This is a genomic window from Streptomyces sp. NBC_00459 (assembly GCF_036013955.1).
In the GTDB taxonomy this organism is placed as follows: Bacteria; Actinomycetota; Actinomycetes; order Streptomycetales; family Streptomycetaceae; genus Streptomyces.
The window spans coordinates 101,938-121,322 of record NZ_CP107903.1 but is presented as its reverse complement, the minus strand read 5'-3'; the positions used below and the strand labels follow the sequence as shown (position 1 = coordinate 121,322).

Sequence of the window (19,385 nt, the reverse complement as noted above, 5' to 3'; positions counted from 1 at the left end):
GCTCGCCGCGACGAACCGGGGCGACGGTCAGAACGTAGTGAACGATCACCTTCGTGGTCAAGAGTTGCGTGGTGATCGTTCACATTGTGTGTGGCGCCCTATCTGGAACGCCCGCCGCCCGTCGCCCGCCTGGCTCAGCGGCCGACCGGGCCGCTCGACCCTCGCGGCACGAGGTGGAACAGATCCGTCACCTCGGACCTCGGCTCGGGCTCGCCGCGCAGAAGGGCGAGCAGCGACAGCATCGACTGGCGGCCCACCTCCTCCTTGTTGACGTGCACGGTGGAGATGCTCGGTGAGAAGTACCGGGTGAACTCCTCGTCGTCCCAGCCGAAGACGCTCATCTCCTCGGGCACCCGGACGCCGCGGTCCTGGAAGCCGCGCAGCACGCCCAGGGCGACGTAGTCGTTCGCTGCCAGCACGGCCGTCACACCGGAATCGGCGGGCAGATCCCGAGCGGCCTCGTAGCCGGAGCGAACGGACCAGTCCCCGTCGACGACGCCGAAGGACTCAAGGCCCAGTCGCTCGACCGCCTCCACGTACACCGCACGCCGGTTGCGTGCCGAAGCCCAGTCCTGCGATCCGGCGACGTGGAGGAACCGGCGGTGGCCCTGGTCCGCGAGGTGACGCAGGATCTCCTCGGAGGGCCGTCCGTCGGCCAGCCGTCCCCGGGACTGGAGGTTGTCGTCGTACTCGCCCAGCACCACCACGGGCCGCCGCTCGTCGGCCGGGCCGTCGGCCAGGTCCCCCAGCGGAACCAGTGACAGCACCCCGTCCGTCTGCCGGGTCTCCAGCAGGGACAATGCGCTGCTGGCGCGCCGTGACTCGCCGCCTTCCAGCCCGACGACGTCGGTCATGTACCCGGCTTCATGCGCCGCGGCGGAGGCGCCCCTCAGCAGGGGAATCGGAACGAATCCACTCAGCTCGGGCAGCACGATGGTGATCCGGTGGGTCCGCCGTGTGCGCATCGACCGCGCCATGAGGTTGGGCCGGTAGTCCAGCTCGGCGACAGCCTGCTCGACCCTCGCCCGAGTCGCGGGCTTCATGCCGCTGTCGTTCTTCAGGAACCGGGACACGGTCTGGTGCGACACGCCGGCCCGCTCGGCGACCTCCCAGATGGTCGGCCGCTTCCTCTCCGGAGCGGAGGCCCTGGCGGCGGGCCGACCGCCTTTCCGCGCCGGCAGCGCACGCCCCGCCCGCTCGCACAGGAACTCCAGCAGATCCGCGCCGGTCGCCTCCGAGGGCAGCCCGTAGGCACCGGCGAAGGCCGCGACCCGTGGTGCGAGGTCGTCGACGCGCACCAGGCCGCGGGCGGCGGCCTCGGCGACGAACACGCCCGTACGGGCCGCGTCGGCACGGTCGTCCAGCAGGTCGACGACGGTACGCGGCACAGTGGTCACCGGCAGTCCGTCGACGACGGTGATGTCGTCGGCGTCCATGGCCGCGCGGTGCAGCACGACGGTCTCGTCCCGGGTGGTGCGGCGGGACGGGACCGTCAGCTCCACGGGGTCTGTGGGCAGGCCGCCCAGGCCGTGCACCGCACACGCGGAGGTGTGGGAGACGACGCCCGATCCAGGGGCGTCGGTGAGGCGGTCCCGTACCGGGGTCCCGGGGTCCAGCCGCAGCCACGCGACCTTGATCCTGAGGTGTTCCGGCGGGGGAGAGGAGACCAGGCGGTACACCCCGTGGCCGACGTTCTCCAGTGCCCCGGCCCGCTCCAGCCGCAGCAACTGCACGCCCTGCACGCCGTCCGGCTTCACCTGCGTGGTGGTCACCAGCCCCCACTGGCCGGCGGCCCTGGCGTCCAGAGCCCGCAATACGTCGGCCTGAGTCATGCGGCAATCATTACACGAGCACTTTGGGTCGTCCCCTGCCCCGCCTGTATCGCCTGCCTTGCCCGGATTGCTTTGCGGCCTCGCCGGAGAGGGGGCGGCGGAAGTGCGGGGCGGCGGGAGGGATCTACCTGGGCTGGAACTCCCAGACCGTGCTCGCGTCCTGCGTTCCCGTGTTCCACTTCGCCTCGTCCGCGGAGTTCCCGTACAGGTAGGCACTTCCCGTGCGGGTGTTCCTGGCACGGAGCCCGCCTGCCGCGACCCCTTCCAGGGTCCAGAGCGAGGCGTCGGCGACGGTGCCGGAGTTCCAGACGACGCTGTCGTCGGCGGCGCCGGCTTCCAGGTAGAGGCGTCCGGTGCGCGCGTTCCTGATGGTCCAGGCTCCGGACGGGTCCTTCGTGACGATCCAGTCCTGGTCGTCGTAGGTGGTCGCGGACGCGAGCACAACCGCGCCGTTCGCATCGGTGTCGAGGTACTTGCCCGAGGACGTGTTCCTCAGCTTGTACCGCGCGCCGCTGACGAGGTGGGTGACCCGCACGCATTCGCCGGCCGCCAGGGCGATGACGGTGTCCCCGGACACGGTGTTGTACGCCTTGGTGCCGGACTTCACCCAGGTGTCGTTCGCGTCGTACCGGCCGGTCTCGACGGACCGTACGACACCGATGGTTCCCGGCAGGGTGAACGTGGCCTGGGTCGTGCTGGTGAAGGCGAACTCGGCCGCACCGCGACTGACGCCGAACGCCTGCGCACCGCTCGATGTCGTAAACGTGATGTTGACGCCACCCAGGGGCTTGGTGGTGGTGCTGGAGGCGGTCGCGTTCCGGTTGAACGTCTGCAGGTTGGTTCCGCCGCGTTCCACCGGTGCCTTGGAGGCGAGGTCCCTGTGGATCTTGTTCAGTACGTGGTTGAGCCGGGCGACCTTGTCCGAGACGGCCTTGCGCGTGACGACCTTGGTGGTGGGATTGAAGTCGTACAGGCCGAGGTTGCTGCTGCCCGTGGCGGCATCCGGGTCCAGGAAGGCATAGAGATTGAAGGCGGTGTTGCCGGCGATGCCGTTGAACTTCTCGACGTCCGCCGCCGGGGAGCCACCGAAGTTCTCCATGATCATGGGGAAGTTCTTCCCCTGGGCCCAGACGGCGTCCTGCCCGTAGTTGTAGAGCGTGTCGAGGTTCGAGGAGTACGGGTCCTTGCCGAAGAAGTCGATGGTCGACGTCCCCTGGCTCCTGAGGGCCTCGTTCTCGGCGACCGGCACCGTGTCCCCGCTGCCGGCGATGTTGACCCGCGTGTACACCGAGTGCTCAGACTGCTTGATCACCTGTCCCAGCTGGGTCAGGTAGTCCAGCAGTACGTCCTTGCGGAACTTCGACGCGTCGGTGTACCCGCCGCTGTTCCAGCGGGCGGTGCTGGAGGTGCTGTAGCTCCGGTCGAGGGACGAACCGCCCTGCTGGTTCGCCACGTTCGGTTCGTTCAGCACCTGGATGCCCATGACGGTGTGAGCGGTGTCGGCGGACGCGAGGTGCGTCATGAGCCGGCCGAGTACGAACTTCTCCCTGGCGAGCAGGTTCGGATCGGTCTTGTCCAGGAGGGGGTTGCCGTTCAGGGACAGCCTGGTGCCGTCGGGCCTGACCACGTACTGGTAGTCGTTCATCACGTAGGCCGGCATCCGCGGCGCGAGGGAGGCGCCTGTCGACTCGTGGCCGAACCACAGGAGTTCCAGTTTGAGGCCGTACTCCCCGCACCAGGCCAGGTAGCGGTCGATCTCGGTCCAGTCGAAGGTGTCCTTCGAGGTCTCGACCTGCGACCACCAGATCGGAATGTTCACCACGGTGAACCCGTCGTCGCGGATCATCCCGAGCACCGGCTTCAACTGCGCGTCCGTCCAGCCGAACGTGTACTTGTGCTTCTCGTACCGGAACTGGACGCCACTGTGGAAGAAGGGCTTGCCGTCCACCATCAGGACGATCTTGTCGTACGTGGCTCTCGATGTGTCGACGTAGGACACCACGCCGCCGGCCGCTGCGGCCCGCGGGAGGCCGCCGGCGAGGTTCAGCGCCATGCCTCCGAGGGCCGCGGCCCCGCTCGTGGCGAGGAATCTGCGGCGCGACCAGGGGCTGGTGTTCGACTTCATTGCGCTACCTCCGTGGCGGGTGGAGTCCTGCCGGACAGTGAACGATCACGATGTGGTTCGACGGCGCCCGTCAGGAACCTTCGGAGCTGGGGTGCCGGGCGCAGCGCGATCGAGCCGACAGGTGACGGCGGGCCCTGGCGTTCAGATGGTGACCGAAACCAACGATGGCGCACATAAGACTGGCTGTAACGCTTGCGTGTCAATGGTGTGGACGGGGCGAGTTTCGTTGCGGGGCGGCGCAGGTCGGATCCGGTGGCATCGTCGGGACCTCGCGTAGTGAACGATCACCCGCATACATCTTGACCGCTCAGGTGAACGATCACTAAGTTGCCCCTGCTGTCGCCGGACGCCTCATCGCTCCCGGTACTTCGTGGCTGTTCTGTACGTCCTCGGGCCGAGTCACGACCGGGCCCTCTCCTCCCCGCCGGGCATCGGTCGGTACCACCAGAGATCAAGGGAGATCACGTGTATACGGTCATGCGCAGAACGGGTCGTGGGCCCCGAAGACGGGCCGGCTCCCTGACCGCCGGCATTCTGCTCCTCGCGGCCTTCCTCGCCGCTCCGGCGGCTTCCGCCGTGGAGATGCCGGGCGCGACGCTGGTCAACGAGACGTTCGACGCTCAGACGGACCCCGCGAACTTCGGGTTTCCGGTCGGGGCCGCCATCGGCAACGGCGTCCTGGACGTCACGAAGGGCATGGGCGACTACACCACGTCGGTACGGCCGTTCACGTCCTCGATCACCCACGAGAAGACGCTCGACCTGCGGTTCGACTGGAAGACGGCCATCAACAGCACCGGGATGAAGACCGGCCTGGAACTGCGTGACAGCGCCGGACGCCTGGTCTTCGGCATGTCCGCGACCGGCGCGGAGTTCCGCCACGCCGCGACCGGCCCCGACTCGGACTCCGCCTCCGCCCCGGACGCGCTCAACCCCGCCTGGACCAGGATCAGCTTCGACCGGACCAAGTGGTACACGGTCGACCTGCACATGGACTTCACCCTCGGCACGGTCCAGTACACGGTCACCAGCAAGGAAGCCGCGCCGAAGGTCCTGGTCTCCACCACCAGGAGCATCACCGGACAGAACCTGGCGAAGCTCGTCGCCTGCAACTACTACGGCACCGGTGCGCAGTCGATCGACAACTTCCGCCTGACCCGGCCCGCGCACCCCGCCCACGGATCCCTCGCCGGCTCGTCCGTGTACGCCTTCGGCGACAGCATCGTCCACGGGCACCAGTACACGCGCAGCTTCGTGAACTTCGTCGCCGAACGCGAGGGCATGACGCTGACGAAGTACGCACGCAACGGAGCGACGGTGGGACCGGCGCCCAGCGCCACCGGTGGACAGATCCTGAACCAGGTGAAGGCGGCGAGCTCGCAGGCGCCCGACTTCGTCGTCTTCGACGGCGGCACGAACGACGCGATCGAGATCCACGACACGCACACCTACCAGCTCGGCGCGGTCGGCGGTTCCCAGGACCCCGCCACCCTCGACCCCGGCACCTACGCCGGGGCACTCGAAACCACCATCTACACAATGCGGCAGAAGTGGCCGACCGCCCAACTGGTCTACGTGGCCGTCCACAAGATGGGCTCGCGTGACTGGGACACCCAGCTCGCCCTGCGCCAGGTGCAGTTGCAGGCCGCCCAGAAGTGGGGCGTCGCGGTGGCCGACGTGTTCGGGGACGCGGCGCTCGACACGCGTGTCGACGCTCAACGGGTGGCGTACACCTTCGACGGACTCGTGGACGGCTATCCGGGCAGCGGTGGCAGCGGCACACATCCGAACATCGCCGGGATCACCGACTTCTACGCCCCCGTGCTCTCGTCGGAGTTGTCCCGGTTGGCCGGCACGACGACGCTTGAGGCCCGGCATTCGGGCAAGTGTGCAGAGGCGGTCGCCTCCTCGACCGCCGCCGGCGCCGAGATCGAACAGGCGGGCTGCTCGCGCGTCGACGACCAGCGGTGGCGGCAGCACGAACTCGGCGCGGGCTACTACCGGTTCGTTTCCCGGCACTCGGGACTGTGCCTGGACGTGGCCGGCTCCTCCACGGCGGACAAGGCCGCGATCGTCCAGCAGACCTGCGACGGTCGCACCAGCCAGCAGTGGCGGCTGAACGACATCGGCAGCGGCCACGTCGAGATCGTCGCCCGCCACTCCGGCAAGTGTCTCGACGTGGACCGGGCCCTCACGACGGACGGGGCGCGGCTGCTGCAGTACACCTGCTGGAACGACGAGACGCACACGAACCAGCACTGGACTGAGGGTCCGACATGAAATACGCGTGCCGCCCGGTGACGGCGGACCCGGTGGCCGGCCGCACGGCCAGGACAGGAAGCATGCGGCCGACCGGGCCGGACGATCGGCCGAACTGCCGGTCCCGACCGGCGGATGCGGCTGGCTCCGGCGGAAGGGCAAGGGCCAAGGCCCCGGCCTGCCAGGGCGTACCCGGCAGTACAGTACCGATGGGCGTGCGGAGCGTGGGCGTTGAGATGCGGCGGGGGGCGGCACGGTGGACGCGGACACGGGACCGGAGAGAGCGGAGCGGGACATGAGACGGCCGAGGACGCCGTCCAGGAAGCGTCCCACTATTCTCGACGTCGCGGCGCACGCGGGTGTCTCGCATCAGACCGTCTCGCGCTTTCTGCGGGGCAACGGAGGCATGAAGCCGCAGACCGTCGCCCGTATCGAGCGGGCCGTGGCCGACCTGGACTATAGGCCCAACCTGGTGGCCCGGTCGATGCGCACCCGCAGGTCGAACCGTGTCACCGTGGTCCTGCCCGCCATGACGACCTTCGTGCCCTCGCAGATCCTGCGGGGAGCGTCCGCCGAGGCACAGGCGGCCGGTTACCTGCTCGACATCGTCGGCCTGGAAGGGGACGAACGAGTCAGGGGCGACCGTGTCCGCGCCCTGCTCGACTCCGGCCAGGCCGAAGGGGTCCTGACCTTCACCCCCATCGGCGACCTGGTGAAGCTGGGGCTGGACCAGACTCCTACGGTCGTCATCGGCGAGTACGACGACCGGATGAGGTCTCACGGGATCACGGCCGACGGTGAGCCGGCCGCCATGATCATCGATCACCTCGTATCCCTGGGCCATCGGCGTTTCGTCCATGTCGCCGGCAGCACGGACTGGATGTCGGCACGCAAGCGACGCGAGGTCTATCTGCGGACAGTCGCCGATCGGGGCCTGGAGAACTACGCCGTCATCGACGGCGACTGGTCCGTGCGGTCCGGATACGAAGCGGCCCGGGGGCTCTCGGCGGACTCCGGCGTCACCGCGGTGCTCGCCGCCAACGACGACGTCGCCATGGGTGTCATCCGCGGCTTCCAGGACCGTGGGTGGCGCGTCCCTGAGGACGTGAGTGTCTTCGGCTGGGACAACCAGGAGTTCACCGCTTACTTCAATCCGTCCATCTCCACCGTGGACCTCGACCGTGAGGCCATGGGGAGGCGGGCCATGCGGGCCCTGCTCGCCCGTATCCGCGAGGAGACGGAGACGGAGCTGCGTCTGGACCTCGACTGCCGTCTCGTGCTGCGCGAGTCGTCCGGACCGGCGAGGACGAACCACGCCGTGTAACCCGTCGGCCCCACCCATCGGCTGTCGCGCACGAGGTGTTCGGGTGGACGGAAACCACCGAACCTCCCGGCCGCGTCGGGGAACACGTTGACCCGGCATGCTCCCGCGCGGTCCGTTCCGCCTCCGCCCACCCCTCCCGGAAGTGGTGAAGTCGCACCAACGGCCCAAGTGTTACGCGGAGAAGTCTTGACCGGGATGTAGGCGATTACTACGCTCACCGCGTGAACGTTCACTATTGCTGATGCACACAGCCATCAACTCGGGACGGTACTCGCGGTCAACTCCGCGGATCGGCTCGGCACACCGGCTCAAGGCTCCAGCGTACGTTCATAAAAACCAATGTCAGAGCCGCTGCGGCCCGCCAGGATCCGATGAGCCGGGCCGACCCCGGGCAACCGGATCGTAAGTAACTTTCGCGGCCAGCAAAGCAGCCCAGTCGTGCAGTCGGCCGCCACGCGGCGAGACGGCCGACGCCCTGCGTCGACTTCCCGAGACGGCGTATCCCCCGTCTGGGCGCACCGCCCAGTGATGGCAGCAGAGGAGCCCCACCATGAACCACTCGTCCCGTCCGGGCAGACGCGCTCGACTCCGCGCGGCCGGGCTGACCTGTTCGGTCTTCGCCCTCGTCCTCTCCGCGGGCTGCGCCGGAGACTCCGCCGGCAGCGATGGCAGGACCGTCATCCGGTTCAACTGGTGGGGATCGGACTCCCGGCACGAGATGACCAAGCAGATCATCGCGGCGTTCGAGAAGCAGCACCCGGACATCGACGTCCAGCCCGAGTACTCCAACTGGGACGACTACTGGAAGAAGCTGTCGACCGGGGCCGCCGCCGGTGACATGCCCGACGTCCTGCAGATCACCGACCCGTTCATGTACTCGTACATCGACAACGGGCAGCTGATGGACCTCAAGAAGGTCAAGGACGTCCTGCACACGGACAGGCTGCCCGCCAACTCGATGGCGATGACGACCGTGAAGGGCGGACTCTACGGCGTCCCGGCCGGCGACAGCGCCTTCGGCATCGCCGCGGACCCGGCGGTGTTCAAGCAGGCCGGCGTTCCCCTTCCGGACGACACCAAGTGGTCGTGGGACGACTACGTGAAGATCTCCCAGGCCGTCTCTAGAACGAAGGGTCTGGTCGGCACGGTGATGCCGCTCTACCCCAACGACCTGGGGACCTGGCTGCGACAGCACGGCGAGGACTACTGGACCGAGGACGGCAGCCGGATCGGGTTCACCGAGGGCACCGTGGCCGCCTACTGGGAATGGGTCGTCAAGCTGCGCGACAGCGGCGGCACGACCAGCGCGGACGCGGCGGTCGAGGCGCTGTCGTCGGGAGCCGGTGTCGAACAGAGCCTGGTCGCCCAGCACAAGGCGGCCATGACCGACGTGTCCGTCACCCAGCTCGGCGCGCTCGAGGGCGCCAGCGGACGCGAGGCCAGGCTGCTCCTCTTCCCCGGGGAGAGCGGGGCCTCCCAGGTCGGCGCCTACACCAAGCCCGGCATCTTCTTCGGCGCCTCCGCGCGGACCGAACACCCCAAGGAGGCCGCGGAGCTGCTCGACTTCCTGGTCAACTCGCCCGAGGCGGGCAAAATCCAGAAGTTCGACCGCGGTGTTCCCAACAACCCCGACGTGCTCAAGGCGATCACGCCGGAGCTGTCCCCCGCGGAGAAGCGGATCGCCGACTACCTGGGCCGGGTCAACTCCCTGAAGCCGACCGCCCTGCACATTCCCAACGCGGAGGCCGGGCCCGCCGTCCCCGAGATCTTCCAGCGGCTCAACGAGGACGTGCTGTTCAAGCGGCTGTCGCCCAAGGAGGCGGCCGAGAAGTTCATCTCCGAGATCAAGTCCGAGCTCTGAGCAGTCAGCCGCCCGTCGCAGGAGCGCATCGGTAAGGAGTCACCCGCCGTGTCCGATCCACGCATGAACGACCCGCGCGCGCACGATTCGCGCATGAACACCTTTGGCCGTCGACTGCCGGGAGTCGTCTACGGCGGGGACTACAACCCGGAGCAGTGGCCGAGGGAGGTGTGGCAGGAGGACGTCCGGCTCATGCGCGCCGCGGGCGTGCGGCTGGTGAGCCTCGGCGTCTTCTCCTGGTCCGTGCTGGAGCCGGCCGACGGCCGGTTCGACTTCGCCTGGCTCGACGAGATCATGGACCTGCTGTGGGCGAACGGCATCCACGTCAACCTGGCGACACCGAACGCCGCGCCGCCGCCCTGGCTCGCCACCGACTTCCCCGAAACCCTGTCGGTGGACCGGCAGGGAGTGCGGCACGGCATCGGCAGCAGAGGACATCTCTGCCCCTCCTCCCCGGTCTACCGGGACCGCAGCCGACGCATCGCCACCGCGCTGGCCGAGCGGTACGGTCAGCATCCCGGGCTGGCCATGTGGCACATCGGCAACGAGTACCACTCCGACTGCTTCTGCGAACTGTGCGACGACCGCTTCCGCACCTGGCTGCGGCAGCGCTACGACACCCTGGACGAACTCAACCACCGGTGGGGCACGGCGTTCTGGAGCCAGCGCTACAGCGACTGGTCCCAGGTGCACCTGCCCAAGCCCGTACGCGGCTGGGTCAACCCTTCCCGTGAGCTGGACTTCTCCCGCTTCACCTCCGACCTTCTGCTGGAACTCGTCACGCAGGAGCGCGACCTGCTCCACGGGATCACGCCCGACGTGCCGGCGACCACCAACTTCTTCCAGTGCCGGCTGACCGACAGCCACCGCTGGGCGAAGGAACTCGACGTCGTCGCCTTCGACTGCTACCCCGACCCGGGAAAGCCCGACGCGATGGCCGTCGCCGCCTTCCAGTACGACCTGATGCGCTCACTCGGAGGCGGCCGTCCCTGGATGCTGATGGAACAGGCGGCAGGCGCGGTGAGCCAGTGGAAGAACAACCAGGTCAAGCAGACGGGCCGGATGCGCCTGGGCTCCTACCAGGCCGTCGCGCACGGCTCCGACGCGGTGATGTTCTTCCAGTGGCGGGCCTCACGCCAGGGGCAGGAGAAGTTCCATTCGGCGATGCTCCCGCACGGCGGTGAGAACACCCGGACCTGGCAGGAGGTCAAGGCGCTCGGCAACGAGCTGCGGACCGTCGACGAGGTCGCCACGGCACGGACCGCCGCACAGGTCGCGATCGTGTGGGACTGGCAGAACTGGTGGGCCGTGGAGGGCTGCGCCCACCCGGACAACGCCTTCGACTACCGGGACACCGTGGCCCGTCACCACCGTGCCCTGTGGAACAGCCAGGTCGCCGTCGACGTCGTCACCCTCGACGGCGACCTGTCGCCTTACCGCGTCCTGGTGATCCCCAATCAGTACCTGATGACTAGTCAGCAGAGCGCGGCGGTACGGAAGTTCGTGGCGGACGGCGGCCATCTCGTCGTCTCCTGCTTCTCCGGGATCGTCGACGAGGACGACCGGATCGTGGAAGGCGGCTACCCGGGTGCCCTGCGCGAGGTCATCGGCGCGCACGTCCAGGAGTTCTCCCCGCTGCCCGACGGAGCCACCGTCCCGGTCCAGGGGGCGGGCCACTCCGCGCTGGACGGATTCTCCGCGACCGCCTCCCGCTGGCAGGACGACCTCGTGACGGAGACCGCCCGACCGCTCGCCACCTACCGCGGGGGCCATCTCGCCGACAGGCCCGCGGTGGTCGAGCACGACCTCGGCCTGGGCCGCGCCGTGTACATCGGTACCCGTCTGGACGACGACGCCCTCGAAGAGCTGGTGCGACACGTTCTGGACCGCGCGGACGTGCTGCCCGTGCACGAGGCACCTCGGGGAGTCGAGGTCACCGAGCGGCGGACGGAGACGAGCACGTACCTGTTCCTGCTCAACCACCGGCAGGACGAGGTGGCCGTCACCCTCGACCGCTCCGGCACCGACCTGATCACCGGGCGCCAACTGGAGGCCGGGGAGACGCTCTTCCTCGACGCGGCGGACGTGGCCGTCGTACGCAGCACCTCGGCCGCCCCGCGCCAGGCCGAGCCGTCGTCGAGCGACTCCTGAACCCCGATCCCGCTCCAAGAACCCGAGGACGATGACCGTGCTCCGCAAACCCCTCAGCCAGGCGGCCAGAAAGGAAGAACGGACCGCGTGGGTCTTCCTTCTGCCGTGGTTCGTCGGCATGGCCGGCATCACGCTCGGCCCGATGATCGCCTCGCTGTACTTCTCGATGACGGACTACAACCTGCTGAGCTCTCCCCAGTGGGTGGGCTTCGAGAACTACGGCAAGATGCTCGACGACCCGCGCCTGCGCCAGTCCCTGAGCGTGACCTTCCTTTACGTCGTCCTCAGCGTGCCGCTGCTGCTCGCGGTCGCCCTCGCCCTGGCGATGGTCCTCAACCGGGGCATCAGGGGACTGGCGTTCTACCGGTCCGTCTACTACCTACCGTCCCTCCTCGGCGCCTCGGTCGCCGTGGGCATCCTGTGGCGGCAGGTCTTCGGCATCGACGGCCTGGTGAACAAGTTCCTCGCACTGTTCGGTGTCCAGGGGCCCGGCTGGATCTCCAACCCCGACACCGCCCTGTACTCCCTCGTCGTCCTGCACGTGTGGACCTTCGGCTCGTCCATGGTGATCTTCCTGGCGGGGCTGCGGCAGATCCCCGAGCAGTACTACGAGGCCGCCGCGCTCGACGGCGCCGGCCGCTGGCACCAGTTCCGGCACGTCACGGTGCCGCTGCTGACCCCGATCATCTTCTTCAACCTGGTGCTCCAGGTGATCAGTTCCTTCCAGTCCTTCACCCAGGCGTTCGTCGTCAGCGGCGGGACGGGCGGGCCCTCGGACTCGACCCTTTTCTACTCGCTGTACCTGTACGACGAGGGCTTCGGCCGGCTCCACATGGGCTACGCCTCCGCCATGGCGTGGCTGCTCGTGGTGATCGTCGGCGCCCTGACCGCCGTCAACTTCTACTTCAGCAAGAGATGGGTGTTCTACGGTGACGGTAAGTGAGATGACACCCATGCAGGCCGCAACCGCTCCCTCGCCCGGCTCTGTCCTGTCGCCCGTAGCACAACGCCGCAGGCGGGCGGCCCGTATGCGCGCGCTACTCAAGCACGCCGTGCTGATCGCCTTCGGGCTCGTGATGGTGTACCCGCTGCTGTGGATGATCGCCAGCTCGATCAAGCCCGACGCCCTGATCTTCCGCGATCCCTCACTGCTGCCGACCACGACCGACTTCGGGCACTACGCCGACGGCTGGAGCGCACTCTCCCACCCGTTCGGCCTGTACCTCCTGAACTCGGCGATCGTCGTGCTCGGGGCACTGCTCGGCAACCTGGTCAGCTGCTCCATGGCCGCCTATGCCTTCGCGCGGCTGAAGTTCCGTGGACGTGCGTTCTTCTTCGGCATGATGATGGTGACCCTCATGGTGCCGATCTACGTCCTCATCATTCCGCAGTACGTGATGTTCTCGAAGATCGAATGGGTCAACACGTTCCTTCCGCTGATCGTCCCCAAGTTCCTGGCCACGGACGCCTTCTTCATCTTTCTGATGGTCCAGTTCTTCCGGAGTCTGCCCACCGAGCTGGACGAGGCGGCCAAGATCGACGGAGCTGGGTACTGGCGCATCTACTTCCGCATCCTGCTCCCGATCTCGGTGCCGGCCCTGGCCACCACCGCGATCTTCACCTTCATCTGGACGTGGAACGACTTCCTGAGCCAGCTGATCTACCTGACCAAGCCGGAACTGCAGACGGCACCGGTGGCCCTGCGCAACTACGTTGACGCCACCAGCGGAGCCTCATGGGGATCGCTGTTCGCGATGTCGGTCGTCACGCTGATCCCGGTCTTCGTCGTCTTCCTCGTCGGCCAGCGCTACCTCGTCAAGGGAATCGCCACCACCGGAATGAAGTAAGCCCTGACACGCGAGGTGCAGCGCGGCGCAGGCCGGGCGGACCACGCTGCGAAAGCCCCCACCCTTTCCGCCTCCCCTGGAGAGCCACATGTTGCCTACCCATGCCCGTAGTCGGACCAGACCCTTCACCGCCCAGCTCGTCACGGCCGGACTCGTGGTCGCGGGTCTGGCCTCCCTCGACCACCAGGAGCCGGCGGTTCCGCTGTCCGTCGTACCGGCTGCAGTGAGTACCAGTCAGACGGACGTCACCCCGCCGTCGATGGGCTGGGCGTCCTGGAACAGCTTCTTCAGCGGCATCGACCACAACGTGATCAAGCAGCAGGCCGACGCCCTGGTCTCCTCCGGTATGGCGGCGGCCGGCTACAAGTACGTGAACCTCGACGACGGCTGGTGGCAGGGCGCCCGTGACGCGAACGGCAACATCGTCGTCGACGAGAACCTGTGGCCCGGCGGTATGAAGGCGATCGCCGACTACCTCCACGGCAAGGGTCTGAAGGCCGGCATCTACACCGACGCGGGCAAGCAGGGCTGCGGCTACTACTACCCCACCACCAGGCCCGCCACCCCCAACAGCGGTATGGAGGGCCACTACCAGCAGGACCTGGAGACCTTCCAGCGCTGGGGCTTCGACTACGTCAAGATCGACTGGTGCGGCGGCCGGGTGGAGAAGCTGGACCAGGAGACCCAGTACAAGCAGATCTCCGCCGCCAACGAGGCCGCGTCGGCGGTGACCGGCCGCAAGCTGGTGCTGTCCTTCTGCGAGTGGGGCACCGGCCTGCCCTGGAACTGGGCGACCGGACACGGCGACCTGTGGCGCACCAGCGACGACGTCCTCTTCTACAAGGAGACGCCGGGCCTGGCCAAGATGTACCGCAACTTCGACCAGGCACTGCAGCCCGCCGCCCAGCACACCGGCTCCTACAACGACCCCGACATGCTGATGGTCGGCCTGAACGGCATGACCGCCGCACGCAACCGGCTGCACATGAGCCTGTGGTCGATCTCCGGCGCCCCGCTGCTGGCCGGCAACAACGTGGCCACGATGACCCCGGAGACCCGCGACATCCTCACCAACCCCGAGGTCCTCGCCATCGACCAGGACACGCGCGGCCTGCAGGGCGTCAAGGTCGCCGAGGACACCCGCAATCTGCAGGTGTACGGAAAGGTGCTCTCCGGCACCGGCAAGCGCGCGGTGCTGCTGTTCAACCGCACCGACTCCGCCGCGAACATCACCGTCCGCTGGGCCGACCTCGGCCTGACCCCGGCCACCGCGACCGTGCGCAACGCCTGGACCCGCACCGACGCCGGTTCGTTCGCCACCGGCTACACGACCGCCGTCCCCGCGAACGACGCGGTCCTGCTGACCGTCTCCGGCACCGAGGCCCCCGGCACGACGTACGAGGACACCACCACCGCCACCACCCCGACGTTCACCGGCGTCACCGCCTCGTCGGCGGGCACCAAGCTGGTGGACATCACCTACGCCAACGGCGCCACCACCAGCCGCAAGGCCACCGTCCAGGTCAACGGCCAGTACCCGTACGTCGTTTCCCTCCCGCCGACCGGCTCCGCCACCACCTACCGGACCGTGTCCGTCCTCGCGCACCTGGCCAAGGGCACCAACACGGTGCGATTCGCCGCTGTCTCCGGCGGCGCCGCACCCGACATCGACGCCCTGCGCGTCCAGGGCATCCCCGGCACCGACGGCACCGCCCTCGCCGGCACCGCCTCGGGCCGCTGCGTCGACATCGAGAAGAACACCTACGTCAACGCCACCCAGGCACAGCTGTGGGACTGCTCCGGGGGCCGTAACCAGACCCTCCGGCAGACATCCAGGGGCGAGCTGGTGATCTACGGCAACAAGTGCCTCGACGCCGACGGCGGCGGCACCGCCAACGGCACCAAGGTCATCATCTGGGACTGCACGGGCGGCACCAACCAGAAGTGGACCGCCCACGCGGACGGCACCCTCACCAACAACGTCTCGGGCCTGTGCCTGGACGCCTCGGGCGCGGCAACCGCCAACGGCACCAAGCTGATTCTCTGGACCTGCACCGGAGCGGCCAACCAGAAGTGGACCCTCGCCTGAGCCCCGCGACAGGGCCCTGACCCGCACAGACGCCGGCCGGGCGGGCGACGCCATCACCTTCGGGGCACCCGGCCGGCGCCCGCTCCGCAGCAGCGTCGCCGGCGTATGCGGTCCGGGCACACGGCCCGGGGCCTCTCCGGATGGCCTTCACCCCCCGCGCACCTCCCACCCCGTACGTGCCGAAGCCGCGGCACGGGAACACCGCTCCCCAGGAGGACCGACCCTTGCCCAACACCCTGCCTCGGCCCCGACCCCGGCCTCACCGGCACATCGGACGGCTCGCGGCCGTCTCCGTCCTGTTCCTCACGCTCGCCCTGCTCACCGGGCGAGCACCGTCGCCCGCGTACGCCGCGACCACCACCGCGATCACAGTGGACGGCGCCAGCGGAGGCCGGACCTTCGACGGCGTCGGCGCGATCAGCGGCGGGGGCGGCAACACCCGCCTGCTGTACGACTACCCGGCCACCCAGCGCGGCCAGGTTCTCGACTACCTGTTCAAGCCGGGCTACGGCGCGAGCCTGCAGATCCTCAAGGTGGAGATGGGTGGTGACACCAACTCCACCGACGGCGCCGAGGCCAGCCACCAGCACACCAAGGGCACCGTCAACTGCGACGCCGGCTACGAGTTCTGGCTGATGGAGCAGGCCAAGGCCCGCAACCCCGGCATCAAGGTCCTCGGCATGCCCTGGGGCGCTCCCGGCTGGATAGGCAACGGCAACTTCTACTCCCAGGACATGATCGACTACTACCTCTCGTGGCTGGACTGCGCCAAGCAGCACGGTGTGACGGTCGACTACCTCGGCGGCTGGAACGAGAAGGACTACAACGCCACCTGGTACGTCAGCCTGAAGGCGGCCCTGCGGGCGAACGGCTACTCCTCGGTCAAGCTGGTCGGCGGTGACAACTGGGGCGACAACGCCTGGAAGATCGCCACCGAGATGAAGACCAACAGCGCCCTGTACGACGCCGTGGACATCGCAGGCGGCCACTACACCTGTGACGGCATCTCCGAGATGACGACCTGCTCGTCCACCTCCGACGCCAAGACGCTCGGCAAGCCGATCTGGGCCAGCGAGAACGGCTCGCAGGACGCCGAGACCGGCGCCGCGCCGGTGGCCCGCGCCCTCAACCGCGGCTACCTCGACGCCAGGACCACCGCCTACATCAACTGGCCGATCGTCGCGTCCATCTACCAGAACCTCGACTTCGAGACCGTTGGCCTGATCAACGCCAACCAGCCCTGGTCGGGCAACTACCGCGTGGGCCGCACCGCCTGGGTCCTCGCGCAGACGACCCAGTTCACCGCGCCCGGCTGGAAGTACCTCGACACCGCAGGCGGCTACCTGGGCGGCAACCGCCTCAACGGCAGCTACGTCAGCTACGCCGCGCCCGACAAGAGCGCCTGGAGCACCGTCCTGGAGACGACGCAGGCCACCGAGGCGCAGACCGTCACGCTCAAGGTGGCGGGCGGGCTGCCCGGCGGGACCCTGCCGGTGTGGTCCACCGACCTGTCGCAGCCCGGCAAGGACACACCCAGCATGGTGCGCGGCTCCGACCTGACGGCGAGCAATGGGACGTACACACTCACCCTGCAGCCCGGGCGGGTCTACACGGTGACCACCACCAGCGGGCAGGCCCCCGGCACCGTCACCTCCCCTCAGCGCAGCCAGCTCGCGCTGCCGTACTCCGACACCTTCGCCGGCTATGGCGCCGGACGCGAGGCCAAGTACTTCGCCACCATGAACGGCGCGTTCGAGTCGGCCTCGTGTGCCGGCGGCCGCAGCGGCCGGTGTCTGCGCCAGATGGCGCAGGTCCAGCCGCTGAAGTGGACGCATGAGGACAGCACCCAGCCCTACACGATCATGGGGGAGCTGGGCTGGAGCAACTACACGGTCAGCTCGGACGTGCTGCTGGAGAAGGCCGGCAGCGCCGCCGAGATTCTCGGCAGGGTCGGCACCCAGGGCCGTAACAACGGTGGTCTGAACGCCTATCACCTGCGTCTGTCCGACACCGGCGCATGGTCGCTGTTGAAGACGAGCTGGACCACGAACAACCAGTGGATCTGGACCACCCTGGCCGGAGGCACCGTGTCCGCCCCTGGAACGAACAGCTGGCACAAGCTGTCCCTCGGCTTCCAGGGCTCCACCATCACCGCCAAGATCGACGGCAGCACGGTCGGAACAGTCTCCGACAACAGCTACAGCGGCGGCATGGCCGGCCTGGGCACCGCCGGGTACTACCCCGTCCAGTATGCCAACCTGTCCATCACCCCCGGAACCGTCCCTGACCTCTCCGGCACCTACAAGATCATCAGCGTCAGGAGTGGCAAGGCCCTCGATGCCTCGGGCGGTGGAACCGCCGACGGCACGCCCATCATCCAGTGGCCCGACACCGGCAGCACCAACCAACAGTGGGGGCTGGCCCGCAACAGCGCCGGTTACTACTCCATCACCGGTGTCGCCAGCAACAAGGCACTGGACATCCCCTCCGCCACCACGTCGCCCGACACCCAGTTCCACCTGTGGACCCCCACCGGCCAGCCGAACCAGCAGTGGCAGATCGCCCCGTCCGATAACGGCAACTTCAGCATCGAGTCGCGTTCGAACGGTTACAACGTCGCCATCTCCGCGAATTCCACCGCCGACGGCGCGGCCATCATCCAGTGGCCCACCACCGGCGGCACCAACCAGCAGTGGAAGCTGGTGAAGACCGCCTGACCCTCACGCGGTGAGCCCCGTGGCGGGGCAGGACCGGAGCCCCGGCCTGCCCCGCGCGGTTTTGCAGTAGGTCGCGTCCAGATGGACGTAGGGGAAGCGGACGTGGTCCAGCGGGCGGGTGCGGAACGCGGTCAGCGGCTCGTCCAGCGCCGCGCAGATCCGTGAGACCTCCGACTTCGAGATGCCGCTGTCCCCGCCGAGGGCTTTGACCAGGTCATCGACGCTGCGGGTGGAGACGCCGTGCACGTATGCCTCCATGATGACCGCGTAGAGGGCCTGGTCGATGCGGCGCCGTCGCTCCAGCAGACTGGGGAAGAAGCTGCCGGTGCGGACCTTGGGGATCTCCAGGTCCAGGTCGCCGGCCAGCGTGGTCAGCGCCTTCTCGCGGTGCCCGTTGCGGACGTTGGTCCGCGTCGGCGTGTGCTCGTTCCACTCCGCACCGACATGTGCGGTCGCCTCGGCCTCGATCAGTTCCTGCACCATCCGTTCGGCGATGGCGCTGATGAGCTCGATTCCGTCGGTCGAGCGTAGTGACTCCAGCAGCCGTATCAGTTCAGACCGGGACAGGGCCATCGTGTACTCCTCGTGGTTGAACTGGGCGTACACCAAGGAGAGTTACGCGATGGCACGCCTCCTGTTCAGGGAGCGGTCCGCACCGTGGAAGTGCGCCCCGGGCAAACGCCCGCGCACTCCCAGCCACTGACCTGAGCATCGGGAACCTGGGTTTCGAGGAGTTTGCGGCATGGGCTCACGATGATCTCGAGGGTATCTTCCAGACCTTCTGAACGGGTTCACGGAACTGCGGTCGGAGCCGAAATCCTCATCACTGGAAGACCGTCCTTGAGGAACTGCAGATCGAAGCGGATTCCGGCGACCCGGACGGGGTGCTCGCTCGTCAGGCGGGTCGGCGGGAGTGAGCCGTGAACATCGACTCACCGAGCTTCAGTTGCTGACCGACGACTCGCGCGTCCTGGAGCTCGTCGGCCGGATCGTCGACGTCACCTTCACCCTTCACTGGGACGGCCCGATCAGCGCGCGGGCCGAGCGGCGTGGGTTGGATCGGCCCCTCGACCTGGCGCCGTGGCTGGAGTTGCACGAGCCCGAGACGGTCCTGTGCTGAGCTGGGCGGATCCGGAGAGCCGGGTGGGGTGTCACCGGTGTTGTCACTGTCACCCCTGCC

At 68.2% G+C, this 19,385-nt stretch carries 11 protein-coding genes and 1 pseudogene; 9 read left to right on the top strand and 3 right to left on the bottom strand.

What is annotated here, in order from left to right; translation table 11 throughout:
• Nucleotides 1–134 precede the first annotated feature (134 nt).
• Together OHN74_RS00480 and OHN74_RS00475 are read right to left on the bottom strand one after the other, a co-directional pair.
• The gene (locus OHN74_RS00480; RefSeq protein WP_327692472.1) at nt 135–1,832 is read right to left on the bottom strand and encodes a substrate-binding domain-containing protein; all 1,698 of its coding nucleotides are present in this window, start codon (nt 1,830–1,832) and stop codon (nt 135–137) included.
• Nucleotides 1,833–1,956: 124 nt separating this feature from the next.
• Nucleotides 1,957–3,957, bottom strand: coding sequence for a DUF4978 domain-containing protein (locus tag OHN74_RS00475; RefSeq protein ID WP_327692471.1), 2,001 nt, complete (start codon nt 3,955–3,957; stop codon nt 1,957–1,959).
• Between the two features lie 477 nt (nt 3,958–4,434).
• On the opposite strand from OHN74_RS00475, the gene OHN74_RS00470 reads away from it, so the two are divergent.
• The 8 genes from OHN74_RS00470 to OHN74_RS00435 all read left to right on the top strand — a co-directional run bounded on the left by OHN74_RS00470 (nt 4,435) and on the right by OHN74_RS00435 (nt 18,205).
• Complete coding sequence (locus tag OHN74_RS00470) at nt 4,435–6,237, top strand: RICIN domain-containing protein (protein WP_327692470.1); 1,803 nt, start codon at nt 4,435–4,437, stop codon at nt 6,235–6,237.
• 274 nt (nt 6,238–6,511) lie between these two features.
• Nucleotides 6,512–7,540 (top strand): LacI family DNA-binding transcriptional regulator, encoded by a 1,029-nt coding sequence (locus OHN74_RS00465; RefSeq protein ID WP_327692468.1) that lies wholly within the window; start codon nt 6,512–6,514, stop codon nt 7,538–7,540.
• 550 nt (nt 7,541–8,090) lie between these two features.
• Nucleotides 8,091–9,401 (top strand): ABC transporter substrate-binding protein, encoded by a 1,311-nt coding sequence (locus tag OHN74_RS00460; protein ID WP_327692467.1) that lies wholly within the window; start codon nt 8,091–8,093, stop codon nt 9,399–9,401.
• A 93-nt stretch (nt 9,402–9,494) separates the two neighbouring features.
• Entirely contained in the window at nt 9,495–11,552 is a 2,058-nt protein-coding gene (locus tag OHN74_RS00455) for a beta-galactosidase (protein WP_327692466.1), read from the top strand.
• Nucleotides 11,553–11,583: 31 nt separating this feature from the next.
• Nucleotides 11,584–12,495, top strand: a complete 912-nt coding sequence (locus OHN74_RS00450; RefSeq protein WP_443060325.1) for a carbohydrate ABC transporter permease — start codon at nt 11,584–11,586, stop codon at nt 12,493–12,495.
• Nucleotides 12,496–12,580: 85 nt separating this feature from the next.
• On the top strand, nt 12,581–13,399 hold the full coding sequence (locus tag OHN74_RS00445) for a carbohydrate ABC transporter permease (protein WP_327692464.1): 819 nt from the start codon (nt 12,581–12,583) through the stop codon (nt 13,397–13,399).
• Nucleotides 13,400–13,487: 88 nt separating this feature from the next.
• Nucleotides 13,488–15,488: a ricin-type beta-trefoil lectin domain protein gene (locus OHN74_RS00440; protein ID WP_327692462.1), complete on the top strand. Its 2,001-nt coding sequence runs from the start codon at nt 13,488–13,490 to the stop codon at nt 15,486–15,488.
• Between the two features lie 224 nt (nt 15,489–15,712).
• Complete coding sequence (locus OHN74_RS00435) at nt 15,713–18,205, top strand: RICIN domain-containing protein (RefSeq protein WP_327692461.1); 2,493 nt, start codon at nt 15,713–15,715, stop codon at nt 18,203–18,205.
• Between the two features lie 60 nt (nt 18,206–18,265).
• Here OHN74_RS00435 and OHN74_RS00430 read toward each other — a convergent pair.
• Nucleotides 18,266–18,778 (bottom strand): annotated as a pseudogene (locus OHN74_RS00430) (transposase); the annotation flags it as partial.
• A gap of 340 nt (nt 18,779–19,118) precedes the next feature.
• On the opposite strand from OHN74_RS00430, the gene OHN74_RS00425 reads away from it, so the two are divergent.
• Complete coding sequence (locus OHN74_RS00425) at nt 19,119–19,325, top strand: hypothetical protein (RefSeq protein ID WP_327692460.1); 207 nt, start codon at nt 19,119–19,121, stop codon at nt 19,323–19,325.
• Nucleotides 19,326–19,385 lie beyond the last annotated feature (60 nt).